Raw genomic sequence first — 26,957 nt, 5'->3', positions numbered from 1 at the left:
CCAGTCTCCGACCGCCCGTAGCCAGCGGCAAACGCAACGCGAGCAAGTTGCCCGTTCAAAAGGTCACCGTTCAACCGAAGTCGGGGACGCCCATGGGGCAGGCCGGTGCGCGGACGGGTGACTGGCTCGGTACCGCGTCCCGGGTCGCCGGGTGCTCGGTGCCGGGCACGGTCGAAGCCCCCGCGGACGCCGGAGCGCTCAGCGGCACCAGTGGAGATTTGTACCCGACGGTCCGTCACCCCCCACACCCTCGCATGAACACAAAGTGACGGACAATCACGTAAAGTAGTGGCTGCGCACCGACCTGCCCCTTCGTCTGTGGGAGTCGCCTTGTCCATGCTGCTGATCAAGGGTTCGTTCAAGATGACGGACCGCGCCCGGCCCGACGGCGACACGCTCCCGTTCGTCGCGGACAACGTGGCCGACTGGAAGCTCGTACCCGGCTGCGAACCGATCGTGCCGAAGGCCGACGGCCGCGTCAGCATCCGGCTGGAAGCCATCGATGCGCTCGAGACCCACTACGGCCAGAAGCCGCACGAGGAGCACCAACCGCGCGATCTCGCCCATCAGGCCGCGGACAAACTGCTGACCCTGGTCGGCTTCGAATCCGTCATCCGCAACGAGGAGGACGAGACCGTCGTCACGGTACCCAAAAGCGTGCCGGGCTGGATCCTCACCCGGGGCAGCGACGTCCACGGCCGGTGCGTAGCGTTCGCCGGCAAGATCACCCCGCCCGTGTACAGCGGCTACGAGACGACGATCGACGAAGATCTGCTGAAGAGGACCGTCAACTTCGAGCTGCTCCGGCTGGGCTTGGCCTTCCCGACCTACTACGCCGGCCTGCCCGCGTACCTGCGTGAGGTGCTCACCGACGCCGCGGAGCAGGCCCGGGCGGCCGGGGTGGGCCTGTGGGCCGCCGGCATCGACAAGACCATGGACGGGGCGACGATCACCGGGATGGCCTCGATCACGGACGACCACACCGGGCAGGTGCTCCTACCGAAGTTGTTCCGCCGGCTGAAGGACTACTTGGACTTCACCCCGGACGATCCGTCACTGGACCGCTTCCGGGCGTACCTGGCCGGCGGCGCGGACGAATTCCGCCTCCTGCCGGACACCAAGAAGCTCTTCAGCGGCCTGCACCACATCGTCGAGGTCACCGCCGACAACACCGTGCGGATGACCCACCCGGCCAGAGAGATCATCTTCACCGAGAAGTGAACCGCAACGGGCACCCCCCACCCTGCCTGCTGCCGTCGCGGCCAACGGTCGGCCGCTGTGGTGGCCCGGTGCCGCTGGAGCGGTCGTTCCCGTGCTTCGGAGCCAGTCGTTCGGAGCACATACGACATGACGCGCCGCCGGCTTTTCAAGCCACGGCAGCCACCGTCGGCATCGCCGCCCTGATCTGGGCACTGCTTCAGCCCACCTCGCGCCAGTTCAGCCGTATGGACGACACGGCCGTACGCACCGGATCCCGGAGAAGAGCCGCCCCCCTCCGTCCGCGCCGACGAGGAGAAGCCGGTCCCCGGCGCCCCGGACCCAGCGACAGACCCGGCCGCAGCGGCGCTTGCCCCGCGCGAACCGCCGCCGACGACCGGAGAGGCTCTCGCGACAAGGGCGGCCTGTCCGTGATCAACGCCACCAACGACCAGGTCATCGCCACGATCCGCCTCGACGAGCCGGCCAACGGCCTGGCGGTCACCCCCGACGGCAAGCGCCTCTACGTGACCGGGAACAGCGGGACCGTCTCGGTGATCAGCCTCGCGAAGCGGAAGATCGTCCACACGATCACCGGCGCCGGCACCGGTGGGGTGGCGATCAGCCCCAACGGCAACCGGGCCTACGTGGTCCGCGTCGACAACAAGGCCGAGCAGGGCAAGGTATCGGTGATCAACACCGCCACCGGTGCGATCACCAAGACCATCCCCCTCGGCGACGCCTTGCCGACCAACGGGTCGGGCCGGTACTTCCTTCCCGCGGAGGTGGCCGTCACCCCAGACGGAAAGAACGCCTACGTGGTCGGCTCCTACGGCCACGGGACACCCCAGGGAACGGTGTTCGCGATCGCCACCGCGACCGGCGCGGTGACCCCCATCACCGTCGGCGCCGACGCCGACGCCGACGCCGGCGCCGGCGCCGGCGACACCCTGGGGGTGGCCACCGGCCGACTGTGACGGCGACACGAGCACCCACCCGCTGGCAGGCGCGTGAGGATCTCGGGTTCTGGCCCTGCCGCTGGGGCGGCAGGGCCAGACTCGTCGTGTGACGGTGGGTGAGTGGGTGAGCGAGACCGTCGGGCCGGCATGTATCCGTCGGCGAATGGGCGGCGGCCGAGCATCCCGCCGCAGAGCTGGACGCCGCGACCCCTTGTATGCCCTGCACGGGCTGTCGGACTTCGGGACGGTCCAGGAACTGCGGTGCGACCTGCGGTGGAAGGCCGCGTGCGGACTGGGCCTCGACGAAATGGCGTTCGATCCGTCGCTGCTGGCCACCTCCGCCGTCGGCCTCCCCGTTCCGCCCGCCCGAACCGCGTCTTCGAGGCCGTGCGCGAGGTGGTGAAGGCCACCGGGATCCGCAAGGGCGACCACCGCCGGCGCCGGACTCCACCGTGCTGGATGACGCGGTCGCCACCCGGGACACGGGCACCCAGCTCATCGCCGCCGTCCGGGCGGTGATCCACGAGTTCCCCGGTGCCGGAACAGTCGCCGTGGATTGCCCGGACGATGCACGGGCCCGCGCCCGGCAGGTCGACGCGCTGGTCACTGACGCGCTGCCGCTGCCGGGCCACCTGCCCCGCCGGCGACTCGGCGATAAAGCCGCGAACGCCGTGGGCGCCCTGGCCCTGGTCGCCGGGCGGGACGTCGAGCCCGCCGAGGACTCCGACGGCCGCGACGGGCGCTGGCGGCATCACCGGGGCACCGCCCGGAACCGGACGGTCTCCACCGTTGATCCAGAAGCCCGGCACGTCCACAACACGCGCCGGCCCCGGCTCTCCGCCTCCTGGCGGCGCCTTCCGAGTCTGGTCCGCCGTGCTGCCGTAGGCCGCGGCCGGGACGACCGGCCGACCGGCCTACGTCTATTGTGGACATGACTCGCGTCGCGGGACGCCGGCGCTCGACGCCTTCGGGATCAGCTCCGACGGCCGGCTGCTGCCGCGGTCCCTGGTTCCACCTGCCGCAGTTCGGCCAGGAGTTCGCTCTGACCGGCGAGGAGTTCGGTCAGGATGCGGCGGGCCGCGCGCAGGAGGTCGGCCACGTCGCCGCCGGCGAGCGCGTAGCTGACGGTCGCTCCGTCACGGATGGAGATGACGATGCCGGAACGGCGCAGGACTGCCAATTGCTGAGAGAGGTTGGACGCCTCGACGTCGATCGCGGCGAGGAGGTCACGTACGGGTACCGGACCTTCCTGCAGGAGCTCCAGGACACGGATGCGGACGGGGTGTCCGAGCATGCGGAAGAACTCGGCCTTCGCCTGGTAGAGGGGTACCTGCATTCCCATGGAGTGCTCCTGCCTGTTGCTTCAAGACGTGTGGCCGCGATGCTTCCGGCGAGTCGGCCTTCCATAGATTCGTGCCGGCGGGCCCACGCATGCCCGTTTTTTATTCGTTTCAGATGTGCCGGATTGAAGAACTCTTCAACTCGTGGGCATGCGTGGGCGTCGAAATGCCGGGGCTAGAGCTCCAGCTCGGACTCGATTCGCTTGAGCTGGTGCCGGGCCATGGCCAGGTTGGACCTGGCCTTGTCCAGAACGACGTACAGGAACAGGCCGCTGACCCCACGGCCCTTGAGGAGCCGGATCAGGTGGTATTGGCCGCCGAGCGTGATCAGTACGTCCTCGATCTCGTCGTTCAGGCCCAGCATCTCCATGGTGCGGACCTTCGCGCGGATCACGTCGGTGTTCCCCGCGGCGGCGACCGTCAGATCGAGATCCTTCCCACCGCCCAGGGTGCCCAACGCCATGCCGCTGGTGTAGTCCACCAGCGCGACTCCCATCGCTCCCTCGATCGAGGTCATGGCCTCCTTCAAGGAGACTTCCACGTTCGCCATCGGCGTCCGCTCCCTTGCTTGTTCGGTTCGCGCCCGGCACTCAATTCCCCCCGGTACCGGACCCCTTGTGAGGCTCACGCTACCGAGCGCGCGCAGCAGCACCGGAAGAACGACAGATTGGGCTGAATGTCCACCGAGGTATGGCGTGTTAGGAGTCACAAGTCGCCCGAATCACTCCTGCCGCACCCCGGACGGACGGGCCGGACCGGTGGCCTGCGTCCCCGGCCGGCCGTTCAAGGAGCGGTCAACTCACGGTGAACGCCGTGACATTGGCGCACGGGAGGCAAAGGAGGCACGGGTGCTGCCGGTCCTGGCTGTCATACCGGTCGACACCTGAGCGCTGACTGCGGCCCCCGGCCGCTTTCGTTGCATCCATCGGCCTGCCTCATGTTCGTCCCGCGACCGTAAGGGCATTACGGGGCGATTACGGGGCGACCACTGTCGAACCGCTCGTGCACCGTCGCCGGTACGCCGCGGCACTCAGGGCCGCACCTCACGACCGACCGGAACCTGCGCGCGGGGATACGGGTTCGGGGCGGGCGCGGACCGTGGGTCCGGCAGCGACCGGACCACCGAACCAACGGCTCGCGGCCTGCTCGAACGCCTCCCGGTCAGGGTCGCGATCACCTGCCCAGGCGACCACACCGTCGGGCCGCACCAGCACGGCAGCCGCCCCGAGGTCGTTCCTGGCCGTCCCGGCCGCGTACCGTATCCGGCCCTCCCAACCCGTCGCCGAAGCGTGCAGACGTCGGTCGATGGTGAAATCGAGCACGACACCCCGCCCGTCCTCCATGAGGCCGCCGAGGCGAGTGCCGTCCTCAAGACGGAAATCAGGGGCGCTGCGGCCGACCAGCGGGTGCTCGCTGCCGAGGTCGTACCGTATCCACGATCCCGACAGCTTTTCGAACACGTAGGTCGCTCCGTCACGGGTCCCGATGAGATCGCGGACCACTGCCTGGATCGCCTGCGCGTACGGGTCCGGCGCCATGGTCGCCACTTGGGCACGCGTCCAGTCGAGCACCGCCGCACCGATCGGATGGCGCTCCTCGGCGTAAGTGTCGAGAAGCCCGTCCGGCGCATACCCGTGCACGGTCGCCGCGAGCTTCCACCCCAAGTTCACTGCGTCGCCGATGCCGGTGTTCAGCCCTTGGCCGCCGAGGGGGGAGTGGATGTGGGCGGCGTCGCCCGCGAGCAGGACGCGTCCCCGCCGGTAGGCAGTCGTCTGCATCGCCCGATCGGTGAAGCTCGAGGCGATGTGGACCTCGTCGAGGGTCACGTCGGTGCCGGACACGCGGCGCAGAACCGCCTGGAGATGGTCGCGAGCCGGCGGCTGCGAGCGATCGAACGCACCACCGTCGAAGTCCATTACGGCGATGTGTCCGTCGGCGGGCATCCTGATGTACATGCCCGTCGGCGTCAGATTGAAGCCGGGGCGCAGCTTCTCGGGATCGGCGAGAGTGGCTTGCATGGCGTACCCGGTGCACTGCGGCTCGGTACCGACGAATTCGAAGCCGGCGAGCCTGCGCACCGTACTTCGTCCGCCGTCGCAGCCGACGAGCCAGCGCGCCTCGTACGCGTCCGCGCCGGCACGTGCGACCACGCTCTCGCCGTCGGGGGAGACGGCCGAGACCGAAACGCCGCGCCTGATTTCCACGCCGAGCTCGGACGCCCGCTCGGACAGCACCGTCTCGATCGCTTCGAGGTCGGTCATCATCCCTTCGAGTGCCGGACCGGGAAGCCGGAACGGCAGGGCGGCGACATCGACCTGGGCCGCATCGAGCATCATGCCGGCGAAGTGGCCGCCGAACCGAGGACGTGCCGGCGCGCCCGCTTCGGGGGCCGCCGCACCGAACACCTCTTGGACGCCCGACGCCGTCCGCAACTGTTCCAGCATTCCGCGCCGGTAGAACGCTTCGACCGATGCGGCGGACAGCCCTCGCCTCCCGAGCGGGGCCGACCGTAGCGGCAGGCCGGGCTTCGATTCCCGTTCGAGCACCAATACGGAACAGCCCGCGAGGCCAAGCTCGCAGGCGAGCGCCAGACCGACCGGACCGGCTCCCACGATCACTACGTCATGCACGAGAGATCCCCTCTTCGAACTGCGAGCCGGACGGGTATTCCGGCAGGACCTCTCAAACGGTGTCAGCCCCCACCGACAGCGCACCGACAAGACCGGCAAGCCGCCGACACCACCGGCTCAGCCACGCGATCACCCCTGGTCAAGCCGGAGAGAAGGGCGTGTGCGTACTGCCCTCGGCGCACGGGTCAAACGGCGACCGACCTCGGCCTCCACGGAAGAGGCCGCGGCCGGGTCACCTTCATCGCCGGCGACGGGACCGCCTGCGTCACCGGCTCCGAGTTCTCCGTCGACGGCCGCCACGCCGCCTGACCGCACCGCACCGCCTCGCCCGGGCCGGCGGTGATCAGGACGGCCGCCGGGCGGGAGCTGCACAGGCCCGCGTCCCGCCCGGCAACCGTCGTCGGTTGTTCGCGATGACCCGGTAGACGGCATGGGCGATCCAGCGAACCGGCGCCAGCGTCAGGACCGCACCCACGATCGCCCACCCCCCGCCGGCGCGCAGCAGGAGTTTCGCCACGGCCTGGGCCCCGCCGTGCACGACACCGTCGGGTGTCACCCACAGCGCCTCGTACTCGGCGCGTTCCAGCGGGACGCCGAGGGAGTCCAGGTCGGTCGACTGCCACGCGGTGAACTCGCAGGCGGGGCGGAGGAAGCGCTGTGCAGCTCGGGCCGAAGCCGTGCAGAAGCCGCAATCTCCGTCGTAGACGAGTACCGGACGCGTTCTCATGACCCCATGGTGCCCCGCTGTCGGGCGCGTCACCGCGCCGATGCCCGCACCGGGCGCACATGGCGCGAGGGGCCAGCATCGGCGACCCGGATACGGAGCCACTACCGTTTCCGAGTGGTGGGCGCCCACGGCTACGGCCACGGCCGACGCTCTTTCGGCAACGAACGCTGACCCCTGCTAGGCAGGTTTCGTCGACGGCGACCTCACCGATGCCTTACGAGCGAGCACCTGCTCCGCGGACTCGTTGCCGGCATCGCTCCGGCCTCCTGTCAGCAGCGAACAGCGACGAGCGGTGAATCACCCGCCCCGACTGGTGCTGCTGGATCTCCATGCAGCCGGGCTGAGTGATCAAGACGAACGGCGTAACGCCGGCCCGGGTGTCTCAGTGCCCGGCTTTGCGCCGCAGCAGGGTGATCACTCCGACCGTGTCCTCGCCCGCATGGGCGGCCGGGTCGGCGTCCAGTCGCTCCTTCATCAGCTTCAGGTACGGCTCGATCAGCTCGGCGCTGACCTCTTGGTCGGCGGCGGTGCGCAGCAGGGTGCCGCTCGCCGCGACCTGCATGGCCAGGTTGGACACCACGCCGGTGGTGAAGTCCCGGGAGGTCAGCCGTTCGGCGGCGTTCCCGACGAAGAACCCCATCGCACCGAGCCACTCGGACAGCAGCGGTGCCAGGTCCTTCGGGGCGATGTCCTCGCCCTCGATCAGCGCGTAGGCGTGCGAGATCCCGGCGAAGAGCCCGTTCATCGCGCTCAACAGCGCCACGTCGTACAGGGCCGCGTGGCCGGGGTCCTCGCCGACGAAGCGGACTCCGGCCGGGACCTCCAAAGTCGCGCGGTGGGTGTCGAGGAGGGCTCGGGAGCCGCTGTAGAAGACGTAGCCGCCGGCATCCGGGACGCCGATCATCGACGGGGTGGCCATGATCCCGCCGTCCACGAAGCGGGCGCCGCGCTCGTCGGCCCAGGCGGCCCGGGCCCGGCCCTCGGCGGGCGTGCCTGTGGTGAGGTTGACCAGGTCCTTCCCGGTCAGGTCGACCCCGTCCAGCACCGCGGTGATGCTCGCGTCGTCCAGCAGGCAGAGCACGATCAAAGTGCTGTCGGAGACGGCTTCGGCGGGGCTCGCGGCGACGGCCGCGCCCTCGGTGGCGAGTGCCTCCGCCTTCGCTGGGGTGCGGTTCCAGACGGTCAGGGGATGCCCGGCGGCGAGCCAGGTCCGGGCGAGGGCGGTGCCCATGTCGCCGAGGCCGAGCAGGGTGAGTGCGGGGTGCGTGGTGTCGTTGTCAGTCATGGTGTTCAGCCTGGTGGCGGTCTGACGGGTGCTCAAGTACGCACTTCGGAGTGGGTGGTTACCCCGCGGTGAGTGAGCAGGTGGCAGAGGTGGGACGGAGGGCGCAGACGCGGAGGCGGGGCGCGGACCACTGCGGGATCGCCGCGGCGATGCAGGTGATCGACGGCAAGTGGAAGGTCTCGATCCGGTGGGAGCTGGACCAGTACCCGGGCCGACGTTTCGGCGAACTGCGGCGCCCGGTCCCCGTCGTCTCGGAGAGGTCCTCACGTCTCAGCTGTGCGAACGCGCGCCACCCGCCCCGCCGCACACTGACCGCGCACCCCGGGCCCCTCCCCCACCGGCCCCCGCAGCGCCGCACAGGCCACCTTCAACCCCGCGGCCCGTGCCACCGCCCGCGACCGCACCCCCGGACCGGCGTCCGCCGCCGGAGGCGATCCCCCGCCGGACCGTCACCCGGACGGCCGTACCTCCGCCTCGTCCGTCTGCCCGGTGAACGACCCCCGACGCCCAGCATCAGGTGCGGCGGTAGGGTCGCGTGCATGTGGGTGGGACTGGACGAGGTCGACTGGACGGCGCTGACGCACAACTACGGGTCGGCCGAGGACGTACCCGGCTTGCTCCGCCGGTGCGCGGGGCCGGACCCGGGCGACGCCGAGGAGGCAGCGTGCGACCTGCTCAATCTGCTGTTCCATCAAGGTGGTTGGATCTGCTCCGCCGCATCGGCTGCGCTGCCCTTCCTCCTGCGTCTTGCCGCGACACCTGAGGTGACGTGTCGTCGCACTGTGATGGAGCTGGTGGCGAGACTGGCCGCGGAGGCGGAGCAGGTGCGCGAGCGGTTCCTCGATCCCGGCTGGCGGCCGGCGTGGGAGCGGGCCCTGCCCGAGGTTCTGGCGCTGCTGGAGGACCCCGAGCCCTGGGTTCGGCGGGACGCCGCTGACCTGGTCGGGGTCTGCGGCAGCCCGGGTGAGCTGACCCTGCCTTCGCTGCTGCGGCGCTGGCAGGCCGAGGGGGATCCAGCGACCCGGCTCGATGTGATCCTCGCGCTCGGGCAGGCTGCGCTGCGGCAACCCTCGGGCGTGCACGCCGCCGAAGCCCTCGACCTCCTGCACGGGTTGCTCAGTGCCCCTGAGGCACAGCTGCGCCTGGCCGCAGTGCACGCACTCGCACCGAGCGAGCCGGACCTTCCGGAACAGCGACTGGAGCTGTTGCTGGAGGCAGTCCGGGACCCCAGTGTCGAGTTGTGGCGCCATACCACTGCGATGGAGTCCGGAGCGCAAGGTGTCCAGCACCGGACCGCGGCCCTGTTCCCCGGGCCCTGCATCCGCTTCGCCCTGGGCCTGCTGAACGACCATCCCGCCGACGAGCAGAGGACCGGCGCCCTGGCCCAGGCAGCCGGGCTGCTGGCCCAGTGGCGCTCCCCCACCTCTACTCTTCTCACCCGCGTCGCCGCCCGCCTGAACGACCCTGCCTGCGAGACCCGGTTCCGGGCTGCCGAGCTGCTTGCCTGCCTTGGTCCCGCTGCCGCCGCCCACGCCGACGAGGTCGCCGCACTGCTCGGCGACGACGCCGCGAGGACGACCCGAAAGCGGGAGACCGTCGGCGAGGCTGCTGTGTGGGCGCTGGCCAGGATGAACGATGCACGCTGCCTGCCGGGCATGATCGAGCTTGTGGCCGGCGCGCGATCCGGGTTCGCGTCGAACTGCGCCAACTACCCCGCCACCGCCGACTGGCACCATGCGGTCCTCCCATCCCTCCCCGAGGTACTCGGATACCTCGCGGACCATGTCGAGCGGTTGCTGCCGGCGCTCCGCTACCAGCTCGGTACGAGCACGGACCAGCAGGTGATCGACCGTTTCTGCCAGGTGGTTGCGGGCTGGGGCCCGGCGGCGAAGGCAGCGGTTCCGGAGCTCCTCGGTCTCATGGAGGACGATCAGCACTGGGACAGCGCAGCACTCGCCCTGGCCGGCATCGGCCCCGCGGGCAACGAGGCCCGCGAATTGCTGCTGGCCCGGGCGGACGCAGCGGGGACGCACACGGAGCTCGCGGCATGGGCCTACTGGAAAGTCGGTGGCGAGCCAGAACCGCTCCTGGAGGCAATCGAACGGACCGCTGTCGAGGGAAGCATCCCGCGTCCTGCCCTGCGCCAGCTCTCCGACCTCGGCCCACACGCTGCCCGCTTCGCGGACCGGCTCCGAGCGATGACCGCCGACACCGATCCCTGGTCCCGCACCGAGGCAGCCCACGCCTTGTGGGCCGCGACCGGCGACACCGAGACCACCGTCCCCGCACTGATGACCGCCATCCAGGGCCTGGCGAAGGGCAACTACCTGCCCGTCATGCTCCCGGCAGTGCGCCACCTGGCACGGATCGGCCCAGCCGCGCGACCCGCCGCCCAACTCCTGCACGCCGTACCGCGCCAAGACCCTCGGCTACGCAGCAGCGGCGCCTGGCGCGGCTTCACCCAGGATGAAGACATCCGCTCGGCCATTGACGAACTCTTCGCGGCCTGCGGCTGACCCGATCAGTGCACCGGGCGGTGAGGCCGCCCGTACGACGGTCGCGTCCTGGGCCTGCCGGCCAGGCAACCGGTGGGCACGTACGCCGTTTTCCAGGAGCCCGGCGATTTCGGAGGAGGCATCCGCGAGGCCGGTCAGGGCGGCGACGGGACGCGTCCCCCACGCTGCTGTCCGTCGGTGACCGATCCGCTGGTCCACATCCACGACGTCCAGGCCGGCCGCGAGGCCGCGTGAGCGTACTTCCGGCCCCTCGGCGACTCGACCGAAGCGGTGGGCGGGCGCTTCAGCCCGGCGGAGCCGCACGTCGTGGTGCGTCTCCTGAGCGAGGTGAACGGCGAACTCGCCGGACGATCGCGTACGTGCACCCCCGGTGCGGCGGGCGGCCACCCCGGTGGCGCCGCAGCCCCGTCGGCGCGGCGAACGCGTGGTCCGGCAGCAGTGGCGACGGGCTTCTACCGGCGTTCGACCGCGGGCCTGGCGGGGGCTGCGGCCGGCTCGGCGGTGATGCGCTCCTCATGGCCGTCGCCTTCGATGTCGACGTGCGGGAGGAGCCGGTCGAGCCAGCCGGGCAGCCACCAGTTGCCGGAGCCGAGCAGGACCATGGTGGCGGGGACCAGCAGACCGCGGACGACGGTCGCGTCCAGGGCCACCGCGGTCGCCAGACCGATGCCGAACATCTTGACGACCGGATCGCCGGAGAGCAGGTAGCTGAGGAAGACCGTCACCATGATCATGCCCGCCGAGCTGATGATCCGCCCGGTGCCGGCGAGGCCCGCCACCACGGCGCGACGATTGTCGCGGTTCCTGAGGTAGGCCTCGCGCACCGCGCTCAGCAGGAACACCTCGTAGTCCATCGAGAGGCCGAAGAGCACCGCGAACATCAGCAGGGGCACGTAGCCGGGGATCGCCACCGCGCCCTCCAGACCGATCAGCCGTGCGCCCCGGCCGTCCTGGAAGACCGCGGTGAGGACGCCGTAGGCGGCGGCGACCGACACCAGGTTCATCACGGCAGCCTTGACGGCGACGACCGGCGAGCGGAAGGCGAGCAGCAGGAGCAGGCCGGCGACGGTCAGGACGAAGCCGACGACGAGCGGCATGCGCTGCGCGATCCGTGCGTTGAGGTCGGCCTGGGCCGCCGGGGTGCCGCCCACGTGGAGGGTCTGCCCGCTCCCCGCCGTGGCGGCGGGGAGGACCTCGGAGCGGAGCCGGTGGACGAGTACGGCCGTGTCGGGGTCGGAGGGGGCGGTGGTCGGGGTGACCTGCCACTGGACGGTGCGGCCGTCGGCGGCCGTCACGGGCGGGGTGACGGCGGCGACGCCTTCGGCGGCGCGCAGCGCGGCGGTCACCCGGGTCAGGCGCGGGTCGGTGCTCCCGGCGCCTCCTTGCGCCGGCGCGGGAAGGACGTCGACGACCTGGAGGACGCCGTTGGCCCCGGGGCCGAACGCCGCGGCCATCCGGTCGTAGGCGGTACGACTCATGCTGCCGGCGGGCTTGCTCCCGGCGTCCAGTTGGCCGAGGTTGAGGTGGAGTGCCGGGGCGGCGAGGAGCCCGAGCAGGGCCAGCCCGGACAGCAGCATCGGCCACGGCCTGGCCGCGACCAAGGCGGCGATCCGCCCCCAGCCGCGCGGCCGACCGGCCCGGAGGGGAGCGGTCGGAACGGGAGTCAGACGGCTTCCCAACAGGACGAGGGTCGCGGGCAGGAGGGTGAGGTTCACTGCGAGCGCCGTCACCACGGCTATCGCGGGGGCGATGGCCAAGGCGTACAGCAGCGGGACTCCGCCGAGGGCGAGGCCGGCGAGGGCGGCCATGACGGCGCCGCCGGCGAAAGCGACGGACTTGCCGGAGCCGGCCGTCGTACGCACGGCCGCGTCCTCGATGCCGACCCCAGCGGCGCGCAGTTCGCGGAAGCGGGTGAGCCCGAACAGCGTGTAGTCGATGCCGACGCCCAGACCGATCATGGCGGCGATGGTCTCGGCGGCGTCGGGCACGTCCATCAGGTGGCCGACCAAGCCGAGGACCGGCAGGGCGATGCCGAGGCCGATGATCCCTGCGAGCAGCGGGAGCCCGGCGGCGGCGAGGCTGCCGAAGGTGAGTACGAGGACCACCAGCGCGGCGCCGAGTCCGAGGGCTTCGCTACGGCCGGTGCTCCCCTTGTCGACCGCTGCGGCCAGGAAGCCTCCCGGGGTCACCTCGATTCCCGCGGCGCTCGCCGGCGCCGCCGCGGCCAGCACGGCGGACGTCGTCTCGGGGGTCACCTCCCGCCCGCTGACGTCGAGTTCGACCGCGAGGTAGGCGGTGTGGCCGTCGGCGCTCATCGCCGTGGCACCGGCCGGGTCGTACGGCGTGGTGACGGCGAGCACGTGCGGCACCGCGGCCACGGCGGTGGCCGCACTGCGGACCGCGGCCACGGAGTCGGCGGCGGTGAGCGGCGCCGCCGTGGCGGACGTGTGCAACAGGACCGGCTGCCTGCCCGAAGCCGACCCGGGGAACGCCCGGTCGACGATGTCCCGGGCGGCCTGGCCGTCGCTACCGGGAAGGGTGACGGCCTCGCTGGTGACTCGGCCGAACACCCCCACGGCGGCGAGCGCCGCTGCCAACATCAGCAGCCAGGCCGCAACAACGCGCTTTGGCCTGTGGGCACACCAATGCCCCGTACTGGTGAACATCTGCGGTGAACCGCCCTTCGTTTCGTGGCAGCGGTCCCGCCGGTGGACCCGACAAAACTAACTGCACTATGAGTGCAACTCGTACACTTGCACTCGTGGTGCAACCATGTCAACGAGAGGGCGAAGGAGTAGACGTGAAGCAGAGCGGAGCCGCCGCGCCCACCCCGGACGGACGGACGGAACGCGGACGCCAGACCCGCGAGAAGATCGCCGATGCGATGCTGTCGCTGCTCGACGAGAACCAGGCGCACTTCCCCGCCGAGAAGGTCGCCGAGCGCGCCGGCGTCTCCCGCAGGCTGGTCTTCCACCACTTCACGGACATGACGCAGCTCGCCGAGGTCGCCGTCAACCGACGCCTGGAACAGCTGCTCGCCCAGGTCCGGCCCATCCCGGCCGACGGATCGCGGGAGGTGCGGGTCGCGGCCGTGGCCGAGCAGCGCGCCCGCATCCTGGAGGGCCTCACCCCGGCCCGGCTGGCCATCTTGCGACTGGAGAACCCGTCCGCCCCGGTCCAGGAGGCGGTCCGGCGAATGCTGGACTTCGCCCGGCTGCGGCTCACCCAGATCTTCAGCCAGGAACTCGACCCGCTTCCCGAACCCGCCCGCAGCGACCTGCTCAACGGCTTGGACGCGGTGACCACGTGGAGTGCCTGGTACCACTGGCGCTCCTGCGGCCTGAGCCCCGATGAGGCCCGGCACGCCATGGCCACGACCATGCGGACGCTCCTCACGGGTGCCGACCGAACCGCGACCGGCGGGCACGGCTGAAAGCCCAGGACCGCGCTCCTGCGGCACTGCCGTGCCGTGCCGTCGAGGCAGACGTGGCAGACGTGAGCATGCGCTGCCGACTCGACCGACTGCGGCCACGGCACGCCGTCCGGCAGCCGTCGCGTCGCGTCGCGTCGCGTAGCCAGCGTGGCCACGGCACCCCGCAGGCGCATCGCACCCGTGGTGTCGGGGGGTCCGGCTTCGACACCCTCCCGGAACGCTACTGGGCCCCGGTGACCGCCGCCACGGCGGAGGCCTACGCCCGTTCCAGCAGCGCGTTGCCGAGCTCGCTCGTGGCGTAGTGCACCTCGCGCCGGTAGCGGTGGCTCGTGACCAGACCGGCCTCGCGCAGCACCGCGAGGTGCTGGGAGACCGCGCCCAGACTGAGCCCCGTACGGGCCGCCAGCTGGGTCGTGGTCGCGGGCGAACTCGTGAACGCGAGCAGCCTGGCCCGGCTGCGGCCCAGCAGACGGGCCAGCCCTTCGCCGGACGCGCCATGCCGCTCCCACAGGGTGCCGACCGCCCTCGACGGGTAGACGGCGGCCGGCGGCGTCGGGCCGGGGCCGGTCAGCAGCCGGCAGCGGACCGCGAAGGCGCTGGGGGCCAGGGTGATCCCCGTTCCGTTGAGGTCGAGGGACTCGGCGGGCAGGTCGGGGAAAACCAGGCGGTCCCCCGTCCAGCGCAGCGTGGGATGGAGGCGGGCGAGCACCTCCTGGATGCCGTCCTCGGCCAGTTGCCGGGTGCGATACGCGATGTCCGCCTCGAGGACCGCTCGGATCCGCGGCCAGAACGGCCGGACCGCCGCCTCCCACCAGGCGCGCAGGGCGTCCGCCAGCTCCGGCAGGGCCACTCCCGGCTCCTCGGCCGGGGCGGCCAGCAGGATCGCGAGTTCCTCCTCGAATTCGGCCAGCGGGCAGCGTGGCGGGGGCGTGAGGAAGTCCGGGAGATCCGCTCGTAGCGGATCGGCGGCGGCCAGAGCCCGCAGCGGTGCGGTGTACGCGGCCAGGGCCCGGTCCTCCCGCAGCGTCCGTACCGATCGGAGCCAGGGCAGATGGACGGCGTAGCGCCCCGGGTCCGAGGCGGCGGAGAAACTGGTCACGGTCTCCCAGAGCGGCGATATCGCGAACCTGACGCCCGCGACGTCCCGTACGCCGAACCGAACCTCACCCATGCCCCGCCCCCTCCGGCCGCCCGCGGACCCACGAGCCCACGAGCCCACGAGCCCGCGACCCCGCGACCCCGCGACCCCGCGACCCCGCCCGTCGGCCTGCCACCTTTCGGCCCAGACTAAAACAATGGCCGCCCCGGGCATGGCCGGTGATCTTCGTACTCATGACGCACCCCCGCTCCGGCGCCACCGTCCGCCCCCGACGCGGCCGTCCGGTCATCGGCGCCGGCTTCCGCCCGCTGTGGATCGCTGACACCGTGAGCCAGTCCGGTTCCGCCATCACCCTGCTCGGTCTCCCCCTGGTGGCGATCGCTGCCCTCGACGCCACACCCTTCGAGACCGGCCTGCTCGTCGTCTGCGAGTACCTGGCCTTTCTGTTCATCGGCCTGCCCGCCGGTGCCTGGGTGGACCGGCTGCCCCTGCGGCCCGTGCTGGTCGCGGGCGACCTCGGCCGCGCCGCCCTGCTCCTCTCGATCCCCTTCACGGCCTGGCTGGGAGCGCTGACCCTCTTTCAGCTCTACGCCGTGGCGCTCGGGATGTCGGTGTGCACGGTCTTCTTCGACGTGGCCGCACAGAGCGCACTCCCGCGGCTGGTCGGCGGCCCGGGGCTGGTGCAGGCCAACGTCCGGCTGGAGGCCACCCGCAACATCACGCAGGTCGGCGGCCCCGGCCTGGCCGGAGCACTGGTAGGGGCCCTGACCGCGCCCGTCGCCCTCGCCGCCGACGCCCTCAGCTTTGCCGTCTCGGCGCTGCTCGTCTCGCGCGTCGGGCCCCTCGGGGGGCCGTTCGGGCCGCGGCCGGTGACGACGCTGCGCGCCGAGATCGCCGAAGGGCTGCGCTTCGTCTTCCAGAACCGTGCGCTGCGTGCCCTCTCCTTCGCCGCCGCCATGTCCAACCTGTGCGGAACCATCGGCGCGTCCATGATCCTGGTGCTGCTCGCCGGTGACCTCGGGCTGTCCCCGATGCTGTGCGGTGCGGTGTTCACCGCGGAAGCCGTCGGCGGGCTGATCGGGAGCCTGCTCACCCGGCGGATCGTCGCGGCGTTCGGCCAGGGGCCCGCCATGTGCGCGTCGATGGTGGTCAGCGCCCTGCTGTGGCTGCTCGCGCTGCCCTTCTACCGGGCGGACTGGCGGTTCGCGGTCGCCGTCGTGCTCCAGGGGCTCGGCTGGACCGCCTTCATGACCTTCAAGGTCTCCTCGGTGGCCTACCGTCAGCGGCTGTGCCCCGAGCCGCTCCTGGGCCGGATGACCGCCACCTTCCGCTTCGTGGTGTGGGGGTCAATGCCGGTGGGCGCGCTCCTCGGAGGGCTGCTGGGAGAGCAGTTCGGGGCCCGGACCGCCCTGTGGGCCGGGGCGCTGGGCGAACTCCTCGCGGTGATTCCCCTCCTCTTCTCGCCGCTGCGGACGGCAGGTGAACTGCCGGACCCGGAGGGACGGCGCCACGCCCCTGCGGCCGTACAACCCTGAACCTCCGCTCCCCCGCTCCCCCCGGCCCACCGCCCCTGCCCCCATTGAGGAGAACATCGTGCGCTACACCCACGTCGACGTCTTCACAGGCCGCCCCTACAGCGGGAACAGCCTCGCCGTCTTCCCCGAAGCCGAAGGCCTCACCGCCACCCAGATGCTGGCCATCACCCGGGAACTGCGGCACTTCGAATCGGTGTTCCTGACGCGGGACCCCTCGCGGCCGCGCACCCACCGGGCGCGGGTCTTCGACCTCGCCGGGGAGCTCGACTTCGCGGGTCATCCCCTCATCGGCGCAGCGAGCGTGCTGCGCGCCCTGGAGGACGACCCCGGCGCCACGGGGGACGAGACCACATGGACCTTGCGGCTGAGGGCCCGCACCGTGGAGGTCGCCACCCGCCGTAGCGGGACACGACAGTACGAGAGCACCTTGCACCTGGGACCCGCCGAGTTCGCCGGCCGCCCGTACGGTACGGACCCGGCGGCCGCCGAGATCGCCTCCTGGTTCTCCCTCGAACTCCACGACTTGGACCCGGATCTGCCCCCGGAGACGGTGTCGACCGGCCTGCGCTACCTGGTGCTGCCCGTGAGCGGGGACGCACTGGCGCGCGCCCGCGTCGCCGTCCCGCTCGACGCTCCGCTGGCCCGGCTCGGGGCCGGGTTCGCGTACCTCCTCGACGCCACCGCCATGGAAGGGCGGCACTGGACCAACGACGGCCTCCTGGAGGACACCGCCACGGGCAGCGGCGCGGCCTGCGCCGCCGCGTACCTGCGCCGCCATGGCCGCATCGGCGACGGAGAGCCGACCCGGATCCGGCAGGGCCGCTTCACGGGCCGGCCCAGCGAAATGACCGTCAGCGCACACGGCCGCGGGGAGGCCGTGCACAAGGTGGAGGTCGGCGGCTCCGTCGCGATCGTCGGCCACGGGCTGCTGGTCGAGCTGCCCTGACCCCTACGACACACATCGGCCTGCACGACCCGGCCCGGTTCAGGTGCGCCAGTGGTTCCCTTACGACGCAAGCGTGCACGGGCGCGTGGTGTCGGCGGCGAGCGCATCGGCGATGCGCCTCTACGAGTCGAAAGCGTCCAGTACGTTGGCGGGGACGTCGATGCAGTACACGTTGTGCCGGACGTGGTCGCCGACCATTTCCTGGGCTGCGCCCAGGGCCCGTGCGGCGGTCTCGGCCCTCGCGCCCTCGCAGAGCCCCGACAGGTGCGCGAGCAGCTCGCCCGAGGGCTCGAAGCCCACGGACGTCAGCGGGAGTCGGCTCCTCCGCTTCGCCGGGGGGCCTGCGCTGGGAATGCGGTGGGTGCGCCAGGTGACCGGGCATTCGAGTCGGTGGACCATCCCGGGACGATTCCAGGCGCGGGGGGAGCGGCCGCTCCCGGGTTCCCGGTGCCGGGCACCTGCCCCCAGAGCCTCACGATGCAGCTCGTCCCCCGGCTCGCGTGCTGCCAACGCCGCGACCGGCAGGGCCCGGCCCAGCTCGCCGCGCTCGGCATCCACTGGGCACGGTGTAGAGGCCGAGAGCCTGAGGAGAAGCCGTGCCGCACGAGACATCATCTGGCCGCCGAACGACACGGACCGGTACCGGGAGAACGACACGCTCTTGCACACCCAGCCCGGATGAGGGCCCCGCAAGCCGGCCAAGGCTCTCGTCGCCGACCGCTGAAGAATCTGCGACACCCACGACACCCAGCACTCACGGCTCCCCGAGCGCATGGAACACCGACGCCCGGGGCACCCGCACGGACCAGGTCAACCACGCCGAGAATCAGGAGGCCCTATGATCCGCAAAGCCGTGACCTGCGACCGTGAGAACTGCCTCGCCCTTTGCCTGGAGCCCAAGGAGCCGGAGAATGCCCACTTCGAGGGCCTGATCACTGAAGCAGGCTGGGCCCTGCGGCTGGCGGCCGAGGTCCTGCCGGGCTACCCGGCCGCACCCGACGCCCTCGCACACCTCTGCCCCGCCTGCGCAGCCGAACGTGGTCCGGTCCTCGAACGCGGAGACTGCCCCACCTGTTCCGGCTCGACCGAGGACACGGATGCCGGGATCACCTGCCACTACTGCCGGAAAGTCGTCCCCCGCCTCGCCGACGAATGGTGCTGACCCGCGGACGCGACAAGCGGAGCGGGGCCCGTCCCGTCCCGCTGCAACACGTCGAACGCCGTAGACAGAGGGCGCCGGTCCCCAGGCCCCTCACGAACGGCTCGCCATCGAGGACCCTGTCCGTAGGGAAACTGCTCCGCCGACACGACTAGATCGGGAAACGCGCCCTGGAACACGGGGCCGCGGCGGGTCTGTAGGTGCACCCGCCCGCCCGAGTCGGCCCCCTCGCGCCGCCCGCAGCCGTACCGGGCGCTGCGGCCCGGCAGACGGTACCCACGGCGGAGCACTGCGACATGGCTTCGCCCCGGCTGGGTACCAGGGCGAGTGTGGTCAGGGTCCGAAGAAAGGAACTAGAAAAGGCCTTGGTCACCGGCTCCTTGGAGATCGGCGACCGTGTTGATCACATTTCCGATCCCGTTGTTGACCGAGTCGCCGAAGTTCTGCGAGTTGAAGTTGAACGACTCGTCCCGTGCGACGCTTCCGATGTCGCCCCGGCCGTCACCCTGACTGGCCATGGCGGTTCCCGTGAGCGACAGGGCGGCCCCTGCGAGGGCGAGGGCGGCAAGTACGCGCTTGGTGTTGTTCATACCCAGCCAACGATCTTGAATCCCGTCGGGTTACGTCCGGACCCAACCGGCCGCACGCGGCGGTTCCCGACATCCACCCGTAGACCGCAGGACAGGCGCGGCCTGCTGTCGCGGGAAAGCCGCCGTGACCATCGAGGTATCCGACCGCTCACCGCGCCACCCTTACCACCAGCCGGAACCAGGAGCACGTGCATCGCAAGCCCAAGCTGGGCGTCCACGAGGACCAGGCCACCTTCGAGATCACCGCCCCGAACTGGGAGGCGTTCGACGCCGCCAAGCTGGTCGAGGGCGGCCAGGTCCTGGGCTGAGCCTCCGTGGTGCGGGTCTCGGGGTGACGTCCCGAGACCGGGCATAAGGTGCCCCCGCTTCGGCTTCGGCCTTGATCAGCTCGACCACGTCAACTGGCCAGGGCCGGGTGACGGCCTGCGGCTCGGCTCGACGGGCTGCCCCAGGGCCGGCCCCTGGAAGCGAAACAGCCTCGGGGCCGGCGTTGAGGACCGGTTACTTCCTCCAGAACAGGTGGTGCTTCACCCCGCTCGGGCTGGGCACGACCTCCAGATGGAACCGGTCGAGCAGCTCGTCGGGTGATTCCCACAGTCGTAGTCCGGAGCCGAGCTTCATCGGTGAGACAGCCACATGCATGGTGTCGACGAGGTCTGCGTCAAGAAATTCCCTGATCGTGGTCACGCCGCCGCCGAGCCGGACGTCCTTACCCTGCGCCGCCGCCCGGGCCTGCTCCAAGACAGTCGCGGGGTCGCCGTCGACGAAGTGGAACGTGGTGTCGGACAGCGTGAGCGAAGGACGCTTGTGGTGCGTCAGTACGAACACCGGAGTGTGGAACGGGGGCTCGTCACCCCACCAGCCCTGCCATGCAAGGTCGTGCCAGGGCCCGCGCTGGGGCCCGAACTTGTTACGGCCCATGATCTCGGCACCGATGTTGTGGGCATAGTCGCGCGTGAGGTAATCGTCCAGGCCCCGGCTCCCTCCAGGAGCGGTGCGCATGGGCCAGCTCGCCGTGGCACCGGCCCAGGCGAACAGCTTCGCGGGATCGACGTGCCCGAACGGTTTTTCGAGGGTCTGCTCCTCGCCGGCACCGATCCCGTCACTTGAGACGTTGAAGTTCTGGACCCGCAGTAGCTGAGTCACTTGCTCCTCCTGTGCTGTAGGCAACGCTGGTACGACTCGCCGCGCGGATGAAACTCATCGGTGCTCTCGTGGCCGGTCAGCGTTCGCATCCACCAGGCGGTCGCAGCGTGCTCCGGTCACGAGGCCCACTTCCTGCTTGGTAGCACGTCCCGCTCCGTCAGCCCGGTCGTTCCGCCGTGTCGATCACGCATCCCGGCTGCACCTGGCAGCCGGTAGTGGCCCCGGCATCTCGCGCAGTCCTCGTAGTCCTCTCCTGCCCGGCGGCGCCGGTAGTGGGCATCCGCGCCGGTTGAACCGCTGAGGGAGGCGAAGGCCCATAGGTGGCCGATATGGTTGAGCCGGTTGCTCTTGACGAACCGGCGTCCGGCGTGGCGGCGTTTGCCGGAGGCCCTCGTGGTCTGGGCCGCGCCGGCGTACGCCCGTCATCCCTCCAGCTGTGGCGAACCGGCTGCTGTCGTCGCCGGTCTCGCCCGGACGACCTCGGGGGCGCTGACCGCACCGTAAGCCAGGCGGTCACCCGCAGGGCACAGTGTGGGAGCGGCCCCGAGGCCGGTCCCGGACATGGTCGGCTAGAGGCCGACGGTGAGCTTGCTGAGGAGGTTCTGAACGCCGACGACCGTGTTGCCGGCGGTGGCGCTGACCGCGGCGACAGTGGCGGAGACGGAGAGGGTGCCGTCCGCGGCGGAGGCGGGTGTGGCGAGGGCGCCGAGGAGCGCGGCGGTTCCCAGGACGAGGGCAGCGATGCGATTCACGGTGGTGCCTTTCGGAGCAGCGTGGTTGGTATTCGGACCGGCGGCGGAGCGCGCCACTCCATCAACTGTCCAGGGTCGATGAACAGGTACGCCCCTTCAGTCGGACGGACGATCAGAGGAACGATTCCTCGACTCGCGGGGGTGCTTGGGCTTCCCGGCGCCCGCCGGGCTCCGTGAGAAGGAGAAGGGTCCGAGGGGCCGCCGGCCCACCAACCACGATGCCGACCCTTGCCGCGACCGCCACACCGTGTTGTGTGCGCCGTCGACAGACTGAAGGGCCGCCCCGGCATCGCCAGCCGCTATGACACGTCCCGTCGAGAGCCGCCCCGCCGAGCTCCATCCACACAGTGGCCATCTGGATCGACAAGCCCACCGCCCACCCGCTGATCACAACCGGAGACCGTCCCTGATTCCAGAGCTCCGAGGCCCGCCACCTCCTCAGCCGTGCGCGGCGCCGCCGGACCGCACGGGCGCACGCCGTGTCCAGAGCTCGAAGCTCGTGAGCCTCTCATTCGTCAGTAGTCAGAGGTGCTGCATCTCTGATGGGCCCGGGGCGGCGTTGTCCAGGTCGGCTCGCCGCGCGGCTCCCTGGTGGGCTGTGCGCGCTGCTGACGAGGCTCCGCACACAAGTGAGGGCGGGATTCCGGACAGAACCCCGCCCTCACTTGCCGGAGGTGTCGCGGAAGCCGACGGTGAACAGTCGGTGCTGGACAGCGCGGTGGTCAGGCGTCGATGTCGCGGCGGGTGGTCGCGAGGTAGGCGACGAGGGCGAGGATGACCAGGGTCCAGCCGAGGGTGACCGGACCGAGGCCGAGGTCCAGGCCGCCGCGGGAGTGCGAGACGGCCATCCAGTCGGCGAAGGAGGCACCCAACGGGCGGGTGAGGACGTACGCGGACCAGAACGCAGCCACCGCGCCCAGACCGAGCCGGGCGTGGGCCAGGGCCGGGAGGGCGATCAACGCCGTGAAGACGAAGCCGGAGGCGAGGTAGCCGAGGCCGAAGTTGGTGGCCGTCAGGTCACCGGCGGCGGTGCCGAGCGCGAAGGTCGCGAGCACGGTCGCCCAGTAGAACGCCTCGCGGCGCCGGGTGTTGATGCTGTGCACCGACAGCGTGCGTTCGGTCGCGTACCAAGCCCCGAAGATCACCGCGAGGGCCAGCACGAAGACGGGTGTGGCCTCGGTGTACGGGACGCCGAGGCCGACGTGCAGCACGTCGGCCGCCATCGTGCCGAAGACGCTGACCATGACGACGGTCGTCCAGTAGACCCAGGCCACGTACCGGTCGAGCCGGAATTGCACGGCCAGGGATATCACCAAGCCCACCGCCCCGAGTGCGACCGCGATCATCGGGTCCATCACGTGGGCGAGGAAGTCGGAGGCTGTCTCACCCATGCCGGTGGTCAGCACCTTGATGATCCAGAACAGTGCGGTGACCTGCGGGACCTTGTTCATCGTCTGCCGGGCGGGCACGTGCGGGCCGTGCTGCCGGAGTTGAGCTGTCGTCATGAGCGGCACAATGACACAGCGCCGCTACGTCTACAAGTTTGTCGACGGTGCCATGCCGGGCCGCTATGGTTCTTCGACCGAGGGACGCGCTCGACGGCAATGCCGTGGCGACAGACCCCAGCCGCCTCGGCCCGGTCGGCCGGGTGCGGCGGCCCTGAGCGGCCGGAGCTCCGGCCGTCCGCCTCCCGCCTCCCGCCTCCCGCCTATTCAGTAGGTTGATGGGCCCGGCGACACGGATGCGCGAGGCCCGCGCCGGCGTGTGCCACGCACTGCGCGCGCTGGGCTCTGTCCAGGAGCTCATCGCTGTCGGACGCGGCGTTGACCAGGCTGGCACAGCCCAGGGCCAGGAGCAGCGCGCCCGCCACGAGGGGCCGGTTCCGTCCCGTTGGAGGCGGAGCCAGCAGGGCGCGTACCCGTTGGGGGACCGCGCCGCCCGTCGCCGCCAGACCGGCGGGACGCGGCATGCCGCTCGTCGCCAGCGCAGCGCGCCCGACCGCCCGAGCGACCACCGTCCGGTCGCCGACCTGTGCTGCCGCCTCCTCGTCGGCCCAGCGTTCCAGGACGAAGGCTCCCGCCTCGGAAAGGGGCCGCAGCAGTGGATTGAGGGCCGCCGTGAGCTGCCAGAGGGCCTGGAAGCGGTGGTGCCTTGCCCGGAGATGGGCCCGCTCGTGCGCCAGCAGGGCCACGCGTTCGTCGTCGGCGAGGCACCGCAGCATGCCTCGGGACACCACGATCCGGCCGGGGGCGCCGGCCAGCGCGAACGCCAGGGGGGCGTCGTCGTCCAGCACGGCCAACTCGGTGTCGCCGGGCAGTCGATCGCACTCCCGTCGGGCGCGGAGGGCGTGACGGAACTGGCGCAGTGCGGCCGCGCTCCACGAGAGGAGGCTCAGGGCCAGGAGAAGCCCGCTGGCGAAAGCGACGGTGAGGTAAACGGGGTCTTCGGCGCGCAGGGCGGGCACGGACCAGTGGCCCTCCGCCGCGACGGAAGGGATCTGCGCGATACCGGTGAGGGCCAGCAGTGCCAGTGATCCCGTTCCCGCGGCGGCCGAGACGAGGGCCGCACAGGCCAGCGCCCAGGCCGCGGGGCGTGGTGCCAGGCGACGGGCCAGGCGAGGGGCGAGCCACGCGAGCAGGAGGGTGACGACGAGCGGAACGTAGACGCTGATCAGCATCGGCTCATGCCCCTTCGCCGGAACTCTCGCCACCCGCGCGCGGGTCGTGTCCGGACAACAGGTGCTGCAGCAGTTCTTCGTCCTGCTCGGACAGTTCCGACACGAAGCGGATGAGTACCGCCTCACGGTCGGACCCGGCCTCCAACAGCGTACGCATCCGGCGCGCGGTGTGAGACGCCTCGTCCCGGGCCGGGGCGTACGCGTACCCCCGGCCCTCCCGGTGCCGGACGAGCATGCCCTTCTCGTGGAGGCGGGAGAGGATGGTCAAGACGGTGGTGTAGGCCAGGCCGCCGGGCAGACGCTCCCGGACCTGCCGGGCGCTCAGTGGCTCGTCGCTCGACCAGAGGACGGCCAGCACGTCGCTCTCGAGTGCACCGCGCGCCCGCCGGCCGGTTCCGTCCTGGGCTTCCGGCTCCCGGGGCTTGCTCACAGTCCGCCTCCCTGCTTCTTCATCCCGCACAGGCTACCGCCATACCTCCTACTAGTTGTAGGAGGTATGCTCCGGTCTCCCGACCCCGAACAACTACATGTTGTAGAGGTTCGCTGCTTCTTTGATGGCGAAGGAACTTGGCATGCCGCACGCAGCACCTGCGCTTCCCAGACCCGCCCACCCAGGGGTCATAACCGCCGGGCGGGCAGCCCCGGCACCGTCCGACCGCGTCGCGATCTTCTCCGCGAGCGTGGGGGCCGGTCACGACGGCGCCGCGGCCGAACTGGCTCGCCGGCTGACGGCGGATGGCTTCGCCGTCGATCGCTACGACCTGCTGGACCTGCTACCCGCCGGGCTCGGGCGCCCCATCAAGGCGGGCTACCACCGGATGCTCGTCCGCGCCCCGTGGGCTTACCAGCGGATCTACTCCGGCAGCGAACGCGCCGGCGGGGTCGGCCCGGTGGCGCGAGCGCTGCTGCGTGCAGCCGAGGCGCCGGTGCTCCGCGCGCTGCCCGCGGACACCGGCGCGATCGTCTCCACCTACCCGGGAGCCAGTCAGGTACTGGGCAATCTGCGCCGGGAGGGTCGACTGGCCGTTCCCGTCGTGACCTATCTGACGGACTTCTCGGTGCACCCCCTGTGGGTCGCGGACGGTGTCGACGTGCACCTGGCCGCACATGCCGTGCCCGCCGCCCAGGCCCGCGCGGTCGGTGCCCGGACGGTGAAGGTGAGCGGGCCGGTCGTCGACCCGCGCTTCCGTCCCCGTACCGACGAGGAACGCCATCGGGCGCGCGCCAGGTTCGGCCTGCCGCAGGACACTCCCCTCGCGTTGCTGGTCGCGGGATCGTGGGGGGTCGGCCCCGTCCGACAGGTGGCCCGGGAACTGCGCGACTGCGGTGCGGTCCTGCCCGTGGTCGCCTGCGGGCGCAACGACACGCTGGTCGCCCGCCTACGCGCCGACGGCATCGCGCACGCCTACGGCTGGACCGACGAGATGCCCACCCTCATGCACGCCGCCGACGTCCTCGTGCAGAACGCGGGCGGCCTCACCTCTCTGGAGGCGTTCGCCGCAGGTCTGCCGGTCGCGAGCTACCGCTGCATACCCGGCCACGGACTGACCAACGCCGCCGCCCTGCACGAAGCGGGACTCGCCGTGTGGATCCAGCAGCCGGAACACCTCAAGGCCGTGCTCCACGACCTGATCGGCGGGCCGCTCGGGCCGCAACAGCGCGCGACCGCCCGCGCCCTGTTCGCGCAGGCCGGCGACCGGGGACCGGCTGCGGAAATCGCCAGGCTGCACCAGCGGCCGCTCCCCCGGCCACGACCGCCCGTGCGCGGCCGCCGGGCGCCGCAGCGGCTCGGCGCGACGATGGCGGTCGCATGCGCCGTGTGGGGATGCGCCGTCGGCGCAGGGGTGATGACGACGCCCAGCCGCCCGAGCCTGGTGAGGACCGTCGGTCACGGCTTCGACCTGGACGACCTCCCCCGGGCGCACAGCCACCACAGCGCGTCCGAGGAGCACCACTCGTGAGGACCTCCCGCATGCTGCGCACAGCGGGCCTGGCCGCCCTGCCGCTGCTCACCCTCGCCCATGCCGCGCCCGTAGCCGCCACGTTCGGGCCGCTGCGCAACCGGTACCTGCCCCGCCTGTCGGGACGGGGGAACCCCGGCTCCGTCGCCCTGACCTTCGATGACGGACCCGACCCCCGGTCCACCCCGCGCTTCCTGCGGCTCCTGGCCCAGCACGAAGTACACGCCACCTTCTTCCTGCTGGGCACACAGGCGCAGCGCTCGCCCGGCCTCGTCCGAGAGATGAGTGCCGCCGGCCACGAGATCGGCGTCCACGGCTGGCTGCACCGTCCGCTGCTGCTGCGCGGCCCGCGCGCCACCCTGGACGACCTCGCGCGCGCCCGCGACACCATCGCCGGAATCACCGGAGAGCAACCGGCCCTCTTCCGACCCCCTTACGGCGTCATGTCGACCGCAGCCCATTTCGCGGCCCGCCGACTCGGCCTCACCCCGGTGTTGTGGACCTGCTGGGGCGAGGACTGGACCGCCCGTGCCACGCCCGAGTCCGTGCACCGCACAGTCGCCGCGGACCTGGCCGGAGGTGGCACCATCCTGCTCCACGACTCCGACTGCACCTCCGCACCCGGGGCCTGGCGGGCAACCCTGGGCGCCGTGCCCCGCATTCTCGAAACATGCGAGAGCCGGGGGTACCGAGTGGGCCGGCTGAGCGACCACGGATGGTGAACGAAACCGCCGCGGCATCCTTTCGTTGGGCCGGAACCAAGCCCACCCCAAGTTCGTCTACTGATCTGTAGACGATACAGTCGTCGCGCGCGCGGAACACGGCCGGTCTCCGCCACCGACCGCGCACGTCTCAGCCCCAGCCCACGCGGTGGTCCAGCCAACGCTTGACCAGCGTCACACCCAACCAGCCTCAGGGACGGACCCATTGAGCACCATCGGCATCGGCCAGGCAGCCGTTCTCGGCATCGTCGAAGGGGTCACCGAATTCCTGCCGGTCTCCTCC

General features: G+C 71.3%; 24 protein-coding genes. 10 read left to right on the top strand and 14 right to left on the bottom strand.

What is annotated here, in order from left to right:
• The first annotated feature begins 336 nt into the window (after positions 1-336).
• The 3 genes from ACZ4M3_RS33630 to ACZ4M3_RS33620 all read left to right on the top strand — a co-directional run bounded on the left by ACZ4M3_RS33630 (position 337) and on the right by ACZ4M3_RS33620 (position 3,091).
• The gene (locus ACZ4M3_RS33630; RefSeq protein ID WP_467739186.1) at positions 337-1,221 is read left to right on the top strand and encodes a thermonuclease family protein; all 885 of its coding nucleotides are present in this window, start codon (positions 337-339) and stop codon (positions 1,219-1,221) included.
• Positions 1,222-1,628: 407 nt separating this feature from the next.
• Complete coding sequence (locus ACZ4M3_RS33625) at positions 1,629-2,174, top strand: YncE family protein (protein ID WP_467739184.1); 546 nt, start codon at positions 1,629-1,631, stop codon at positions 2,172-2,174.
• A 434-nt stretch (positions 2,175-2,608) separates the two neighbouring features.
• The gene (locus ACZ4M3_RS33620) at positions 2,609-3,091 is read left to right on the top strand and encodes a hypothetical protein (protein ID WP_467739182.1); all 483 of its coding nucleotides are present in this window, start codon (positions 2,609-2,611) and stop codon (positions 3,089-3,091) included.
• 38 nt (positions 3,092-3,129) lie between these two features.
• Here the strand turns inward: ACZ4M3_RS33620 and ACZ4M3_RS33615 are convergent, their stop codons facing one another.
• The 5 genes from ACZ4M3_RS33615 to ACZ4M3_RS33595 all read right to left on the bottom strand — a co-directional run bounded on the left by ACZ4M3_RS33615 (position 3,130) and on the right by ACZ4M3_RS33595 (position 8,138).
• Entirely contained in the window at positions 3,130-3,492 is a 363-nt protein-coding gene (locus tag ACZ4M3_RS33615; protein WP_467739308.1) for an ArsR/SmtB family transcription factor, read from the bottom strand.
• Between the two features lie 179 nt (positions 3,493-3,671).
• Complete coding sequence (locus ACZ4M3_RS33610; RefSeq protein ID WP_467739180.1) at positions 3,672-4,046, bottom strand: hypothetical protein; 375 nt, start codon at positions 4,044-4,046, stop codon at positions 3,672-3,674.
• Positions 4,047-4,539: 493 nt separating this feature from the next.
• Positions 4,540-6,126: an FAD-dependent oxidoreductase gene (locus ACZ4M3_RS33605; protein WP_467739178.1), complete on the bottom strand. Its 1,587-nt coding sequence runs from the start codon at positions 6,124-6,126 to the stop codon at positions 4,540-4,542.
• A 343-nt stretch (positions 6,127-6,469) separates the two neighbouring features.
• Complete coding sequence (locus ACZ4M3_RS33600; protein ID WP_467739176.1) at positions 6,470-6,853, bottom strand: thiol-disulfide oxidoreductase DCC family protein; 384 nt, start codon at positions 6,851-6,853, stop codon at positions 6,470-6,472.
• Positions 6,854-7,235: 382 nt separating this feature from the next.
• Positions 7,236-8,138: an NAD(P)-dependent oxidoreductase gene (locus tag ACZ4M3_RS33595; protein ID WP_467739174.1), complete on the bottom strand. Its 903-nt coding sequence runs from the start codon at positions 8,136-8,138 to the stop codon at positions 7,236-7,238.
• A gap of 539 nt (positions 8,139-8,677) precedes the next feature.
• Between ACZ4M3_RS33595 and ACZ4M3_RS33590 the strand changes: the two genes are divergently transcribed.
• Complete coding sequence (locus tag ACZ4M3_RS33590; RefSeq protein ID WP_467739172.1) at positions 8,678-10,654, top strand: hypothetical protein; 1,977 nt, start codon at positions 8,678-8,680, stop codon at positions 10,652-10,654.
• Positions 10,655-11,106: 452 nt separating this feature from the next.
• On the opposite strand, the gene ACZ4M3_RS33585 is transcribed toward ACZ4M3_RS33590, so the two are convergent.
• Positions 11,107-13,254 (bottom strand): MMPL family transporter, encoded by a 2,148-nt coding sequence (locus ACZ4M3_RS33585; RefSeq protein WP_467739170.1) that lies wholly within the window; start codon positions 13,252-13,254, stop codon positions 11,107-11,109.
• Between the two features lie 200 nt (positions 13,255-13,454).
• Between ACZ4M3_RS33585 and ACZ4M3_RS33580 the strand changes: the two genes are divergently transcribed.
• A complete protein-coding gene (locus ACZ4M3_RS33580) occupies positions 13,455-14,087 on the top strand; it encodes a TetR/AcrR family transcriptional regulator (RefSeq protein ID WP_467739169.1) in 633 nt (210 codons plus the stop codon).
• Between the two features lie 256 nt (positions 14,088-14,343).
• On the opposite strand, the gene ACZ4M3_RS33575 is transcribed toward ACZ4M3_RS33580, so the two are convergent.
• Positions 14,344-15,258, bottom strand: coding sequence for an ArsR/SmtB family transcription factor (locus ACZ4M3_RS33575; protein ID WP_467739167.1), 915 nt, complete (start codon positions 15,256-15,258; stop codon positions 14,344-14,346).
• A 161-nt stretch (positions 15,259-15,419) separates the two neighbouring features.
• On the opposite strand from ACZ4M3_RS33575, the gene ACZ4M3_RS33570 reads away from it, so the two are divergent.
• Together ACZ4M3_RS33570 and ACZ4M3_RS33565 are read left to right on the top strand one after the other, a co-directional pair.
• Positions 15,420-16,721, top strand: a complete 1,302-nt coding sequence (locus ACZ4M3_RS33570; RefSeq protein ID WP_467739165.1) for an MFS transporter — start codon at positions 15,420-15,422, stop codon at positions 16,719-16,721.
• 58 nt (positions 16,722-16,779) lie between these two features.
• Positions 16,780-17,667 (top strand): PhzF family phenazine biosynthesis protein, encoded by an 888-nt coding sequence (locus ACZ4M3_RS33565; protein WP_467739164.1) that lies wholly within the window; start codon positions 16,780-16,782, stop codon positions 17,665-17,667.
• A 120-nt stretch (positions 17,668-17,787) separates the two neighbouring features.
• On the opposite strand, the gene ACZ4M3_RS33560 is transcribed toward ACZ4M3_RS33565, so the two are convergent.
• The gene (locus ACZ4M3_RS33560) at positions 17,788-17,967 is read right to left on the bottom strand and encodes a hypothetical protein (RefSeq protein WP_467739162.1); all 180 of its coding nucleotides are present in this window, start codon (positions 17,965-17,967) and stop codon (positions 17,788-17,790) included.
• Positions 17,968-18,505: 538 nt separating this feature from the next.
• Here ACZ4M3_RS33560 and ACZ4M3_RS33555 point away from each other — a divergent pair.
• Positions 18,506-18,829, top strand: coding sequence for a hypothetical protein (locus ACZ4M3_RS33555; protein ID WP_467739160.1), 324 nt, complete (start codon positions 18,506-18,508; stop codon positions 18,827-18,829).
• A gap of 350 nt (positions 18,830-19,179) precedes the next feature.
• Here ACZ4M3_RS33555 and ACZ4M3_RS33550 read toward each other — a convergent pair whose 3' ends face one another.
• The 6 genes from ACZ4M3_RS33550 to ACZ4M3_RS33525 all read right to left on the bottom strand — a co-directional run bounded on the left by ACZ4M3_RS33550 (position 19,180) and on the right by ACZ4M3_RS33525 (position 24,421).
• Positions 19,180-19,416 (bottom strand): hypothetical protein, encoded by a 237-nt coding sequence (locus ACZ4M3_RS33550; RefSeq protein WP_467739158.1) that lies wholly within the window; start codon positions 19,414-19,416, stop codon positions 19,180-19,182.
• 501 nt (positions 19,417-19,917) lie between these two features.
• Positions 19,918-20,562 carry a dihydrofolate reductase family protein gene (locus ACZ4M3_RS33545; protein WP_467739156.1) on the bottom strand — a complete coding sequence of 215 codons (645 nt, stop codon included), beginning with the start codon at positions 20,560-20,562 and terminating at the stop codon, positions 19,918-19,920.
• 569 nt (positions 20,563-21,131) lie between these two features.
• Positions 21,132-21,314 (bottom strand): hypothetical protein, encoded by a 183-nt coding sequence (locus ACZ4M3_RS33540; RefSeq protein WP_467739154.1) that lies wholly within the window; start codon positions 21,312-21,314, stop codon positions 21,132-21,134.
• Between the two features lie 722 nt (positions 21,315-22,036).
• Positions 22,037-22,819, bottom strand: a complete 783-nt coding sequence (locus tag ACZ4M3_RS33535) for a COG4705 family protein (RefSeq protein ID WP_467739152.1) — start codon at positions 22,817-22,819, stop codon at positions 22,037-22,039.
• Positions 22,820-23,022: 203 nt separating this feature from the next.
• The gene (locus ACZ4M3_RS33530; RefSeq protein WP_467739150.1) at positions 23,023-23,991 is read right to left on the bottom strand and encodes a M56 family metallopeptidase; all 969 of its coding nucleotides are present in this window, start codon (positions 23,989-23,991) and stop codon (positions 23,023-23,025) included.
• Between the two features lie 4 nt (positions 23,992-23,995).
• Positions 23,996-24,421, bottom strand: a complete 426-nt coding sequence (locus ACZ4M3_RS33525; protein WP_467739148.1) for a BlaI/MecI/CopY family transcriptional regulator — start codon at positions 24,419-24,421, stop codon at positions 23,996-23,998.
• A gap of 250 nt (positions 24,422-24,671) precedes the next feature.
• Between ACZ4M3_RS33525 and ACZ4M3_RS33520 the strand changes: the two genes are divergently transcribed.
• Together ACZ4M3_RS33520 and ACZ4M3_RS33515 are read left to right on the top strand one after the other, a co-directional pair.
• Positions 24,672-25,952 carry an MGDG synthase family glycosyltransferase gene (locus ACZ4M3_RS33520; protein ID WP_467739146.1) on the top strand — a complete coding sequence of 427 codons (1,281 nt, stop codon included), beginning with the start codon at positions 24,672-24,674 and terminating at the stop codon, positions 25,950-25,952.
• Between the two features lie 11 nt (positions 25,953-25,963).
• Entirely contained in the window at positions 25,964-26,674 is a 711-nt protein-coding gene (locus ACZ4M3_RS33515; RefSeq protein WP_467739306.1) for a polysaccharide deacetylase family protein, read from the top strand.
• The last annotated feature ends 283 nt before the right edge of the window (positions 26,675-26,957 follow it).

Source organism: Streptomyces sp. NPDC026522 (genome assembly GCF_055567555.1).
The sequence above is the reverse complement of the archived record's forward strand: the minus strand, read 5'-3'. Positions and strand labels throughout refer to the sequence as shown.

Bases quoted from the DNA above. Each gene is read 5' to 3' on its own strand.
- ACZ4M3_RS33630 (WP_467739186.1), top strand. From the start codon at position 337: ATGCTGCTGATCAAGGGTTCGTTCAAGATGACGGACCGCGCCCGGCCC.
- ACZ4M3_RS33615 (WP_467739308.1), bottom strand. From the start codon at position 3,492: ATGCAGGTACCCCTCTACCAGGCGAAGGCCGAGTTCTTCCGCATGCTC.
- ACZ4M3_RS33610 (WP_467739180.1), bottom strand. From the start codon at position 4,046: ATGGCGAACGTGGAAGTCTCCTTGAAGGAGGCCATGACCTCGATCGAG.
- ACZ4M3_RS33600 (WP_467739176.1), bottom strand. From the start codon at position 6,853: ATGAGAACGCGTCCGGTACTCGTCTACGACGGAGATTGCGGCTTCTGC.
- ACZ4M3_RS33595 (WP_467739174.1), bottom strand. From the start codon at position 8,138: ATGACTGACAACGACACCACGCACCCCGCACTCACCCTGCTCGGCCTC.
- ACZ4M3_RS33590 (WP_467739172.1), top strand. From the start codon at position 8,678: ATGTGGGTGGGACTGGACGAGGTCGACTGGACGGCGCTGACGCACAAC.
- ACZ4M3_RS33585 (WP_467739170.1), bottom strand. From the start codon at position 13,254: ATGTTGGCAGCGGCGCTCGCCGCCGTGGGGGTGTTCGGCCGAGTCACC.
- ACZ4M3_RS33575 (WP_467739167.1), bottom strand. From the start codon at position 15,258: ATGGGTGAGGTTCGGTTCGGCGTACGGGACGTCGCGGGCGTCAGGTTC.
- ACZ4M3_RS33570 (WP_467739165.1), top strand. From the start codon at position 15,420: ATGACGCACCCCCGCTCCGGCGCCACCGTCCGCCCCCGACGCGGCCGT.
- ACZ4M3_RS33555 (WP_467739160.1), top strand. From the start codon at position 18,506: ATGATCCGCAAAGCCGTGACCTGCGACCGTGAGAACTGCCTCGCCCTT.
- ACZ4M3_RS33550 (WP_467739158.1), bottom strand. From the start codon at position 19,416: ATGAACAACACCAAGCGCGTACTTGCCGCCCTCGCCCTCGCAGGGGCC.
- ACZ4M3_RS33535 (WP_467739152.1), bottom strand. From the start codon at position 22,819: ATGACGACAGCTCAACTCCGGCAGCACGGCCCGCACGTGCCCGCCCGG.
- ACZ4M3_RS33530 (WP_467739150.1), bottom strand. From the start codon at position 23,991: ATGCTGATCAGCGTCTACGTTCCGCTCGTCGTCACCCTCCTGCTCGCG.
- ACZ4M3_RS33515 (WP_467739306.1), top strand. From the start codon at position 25,964: ATGCTGCGCACAGCGGGCCTGGCCGCCCTGCCGCTGCTCACCCTCGCC.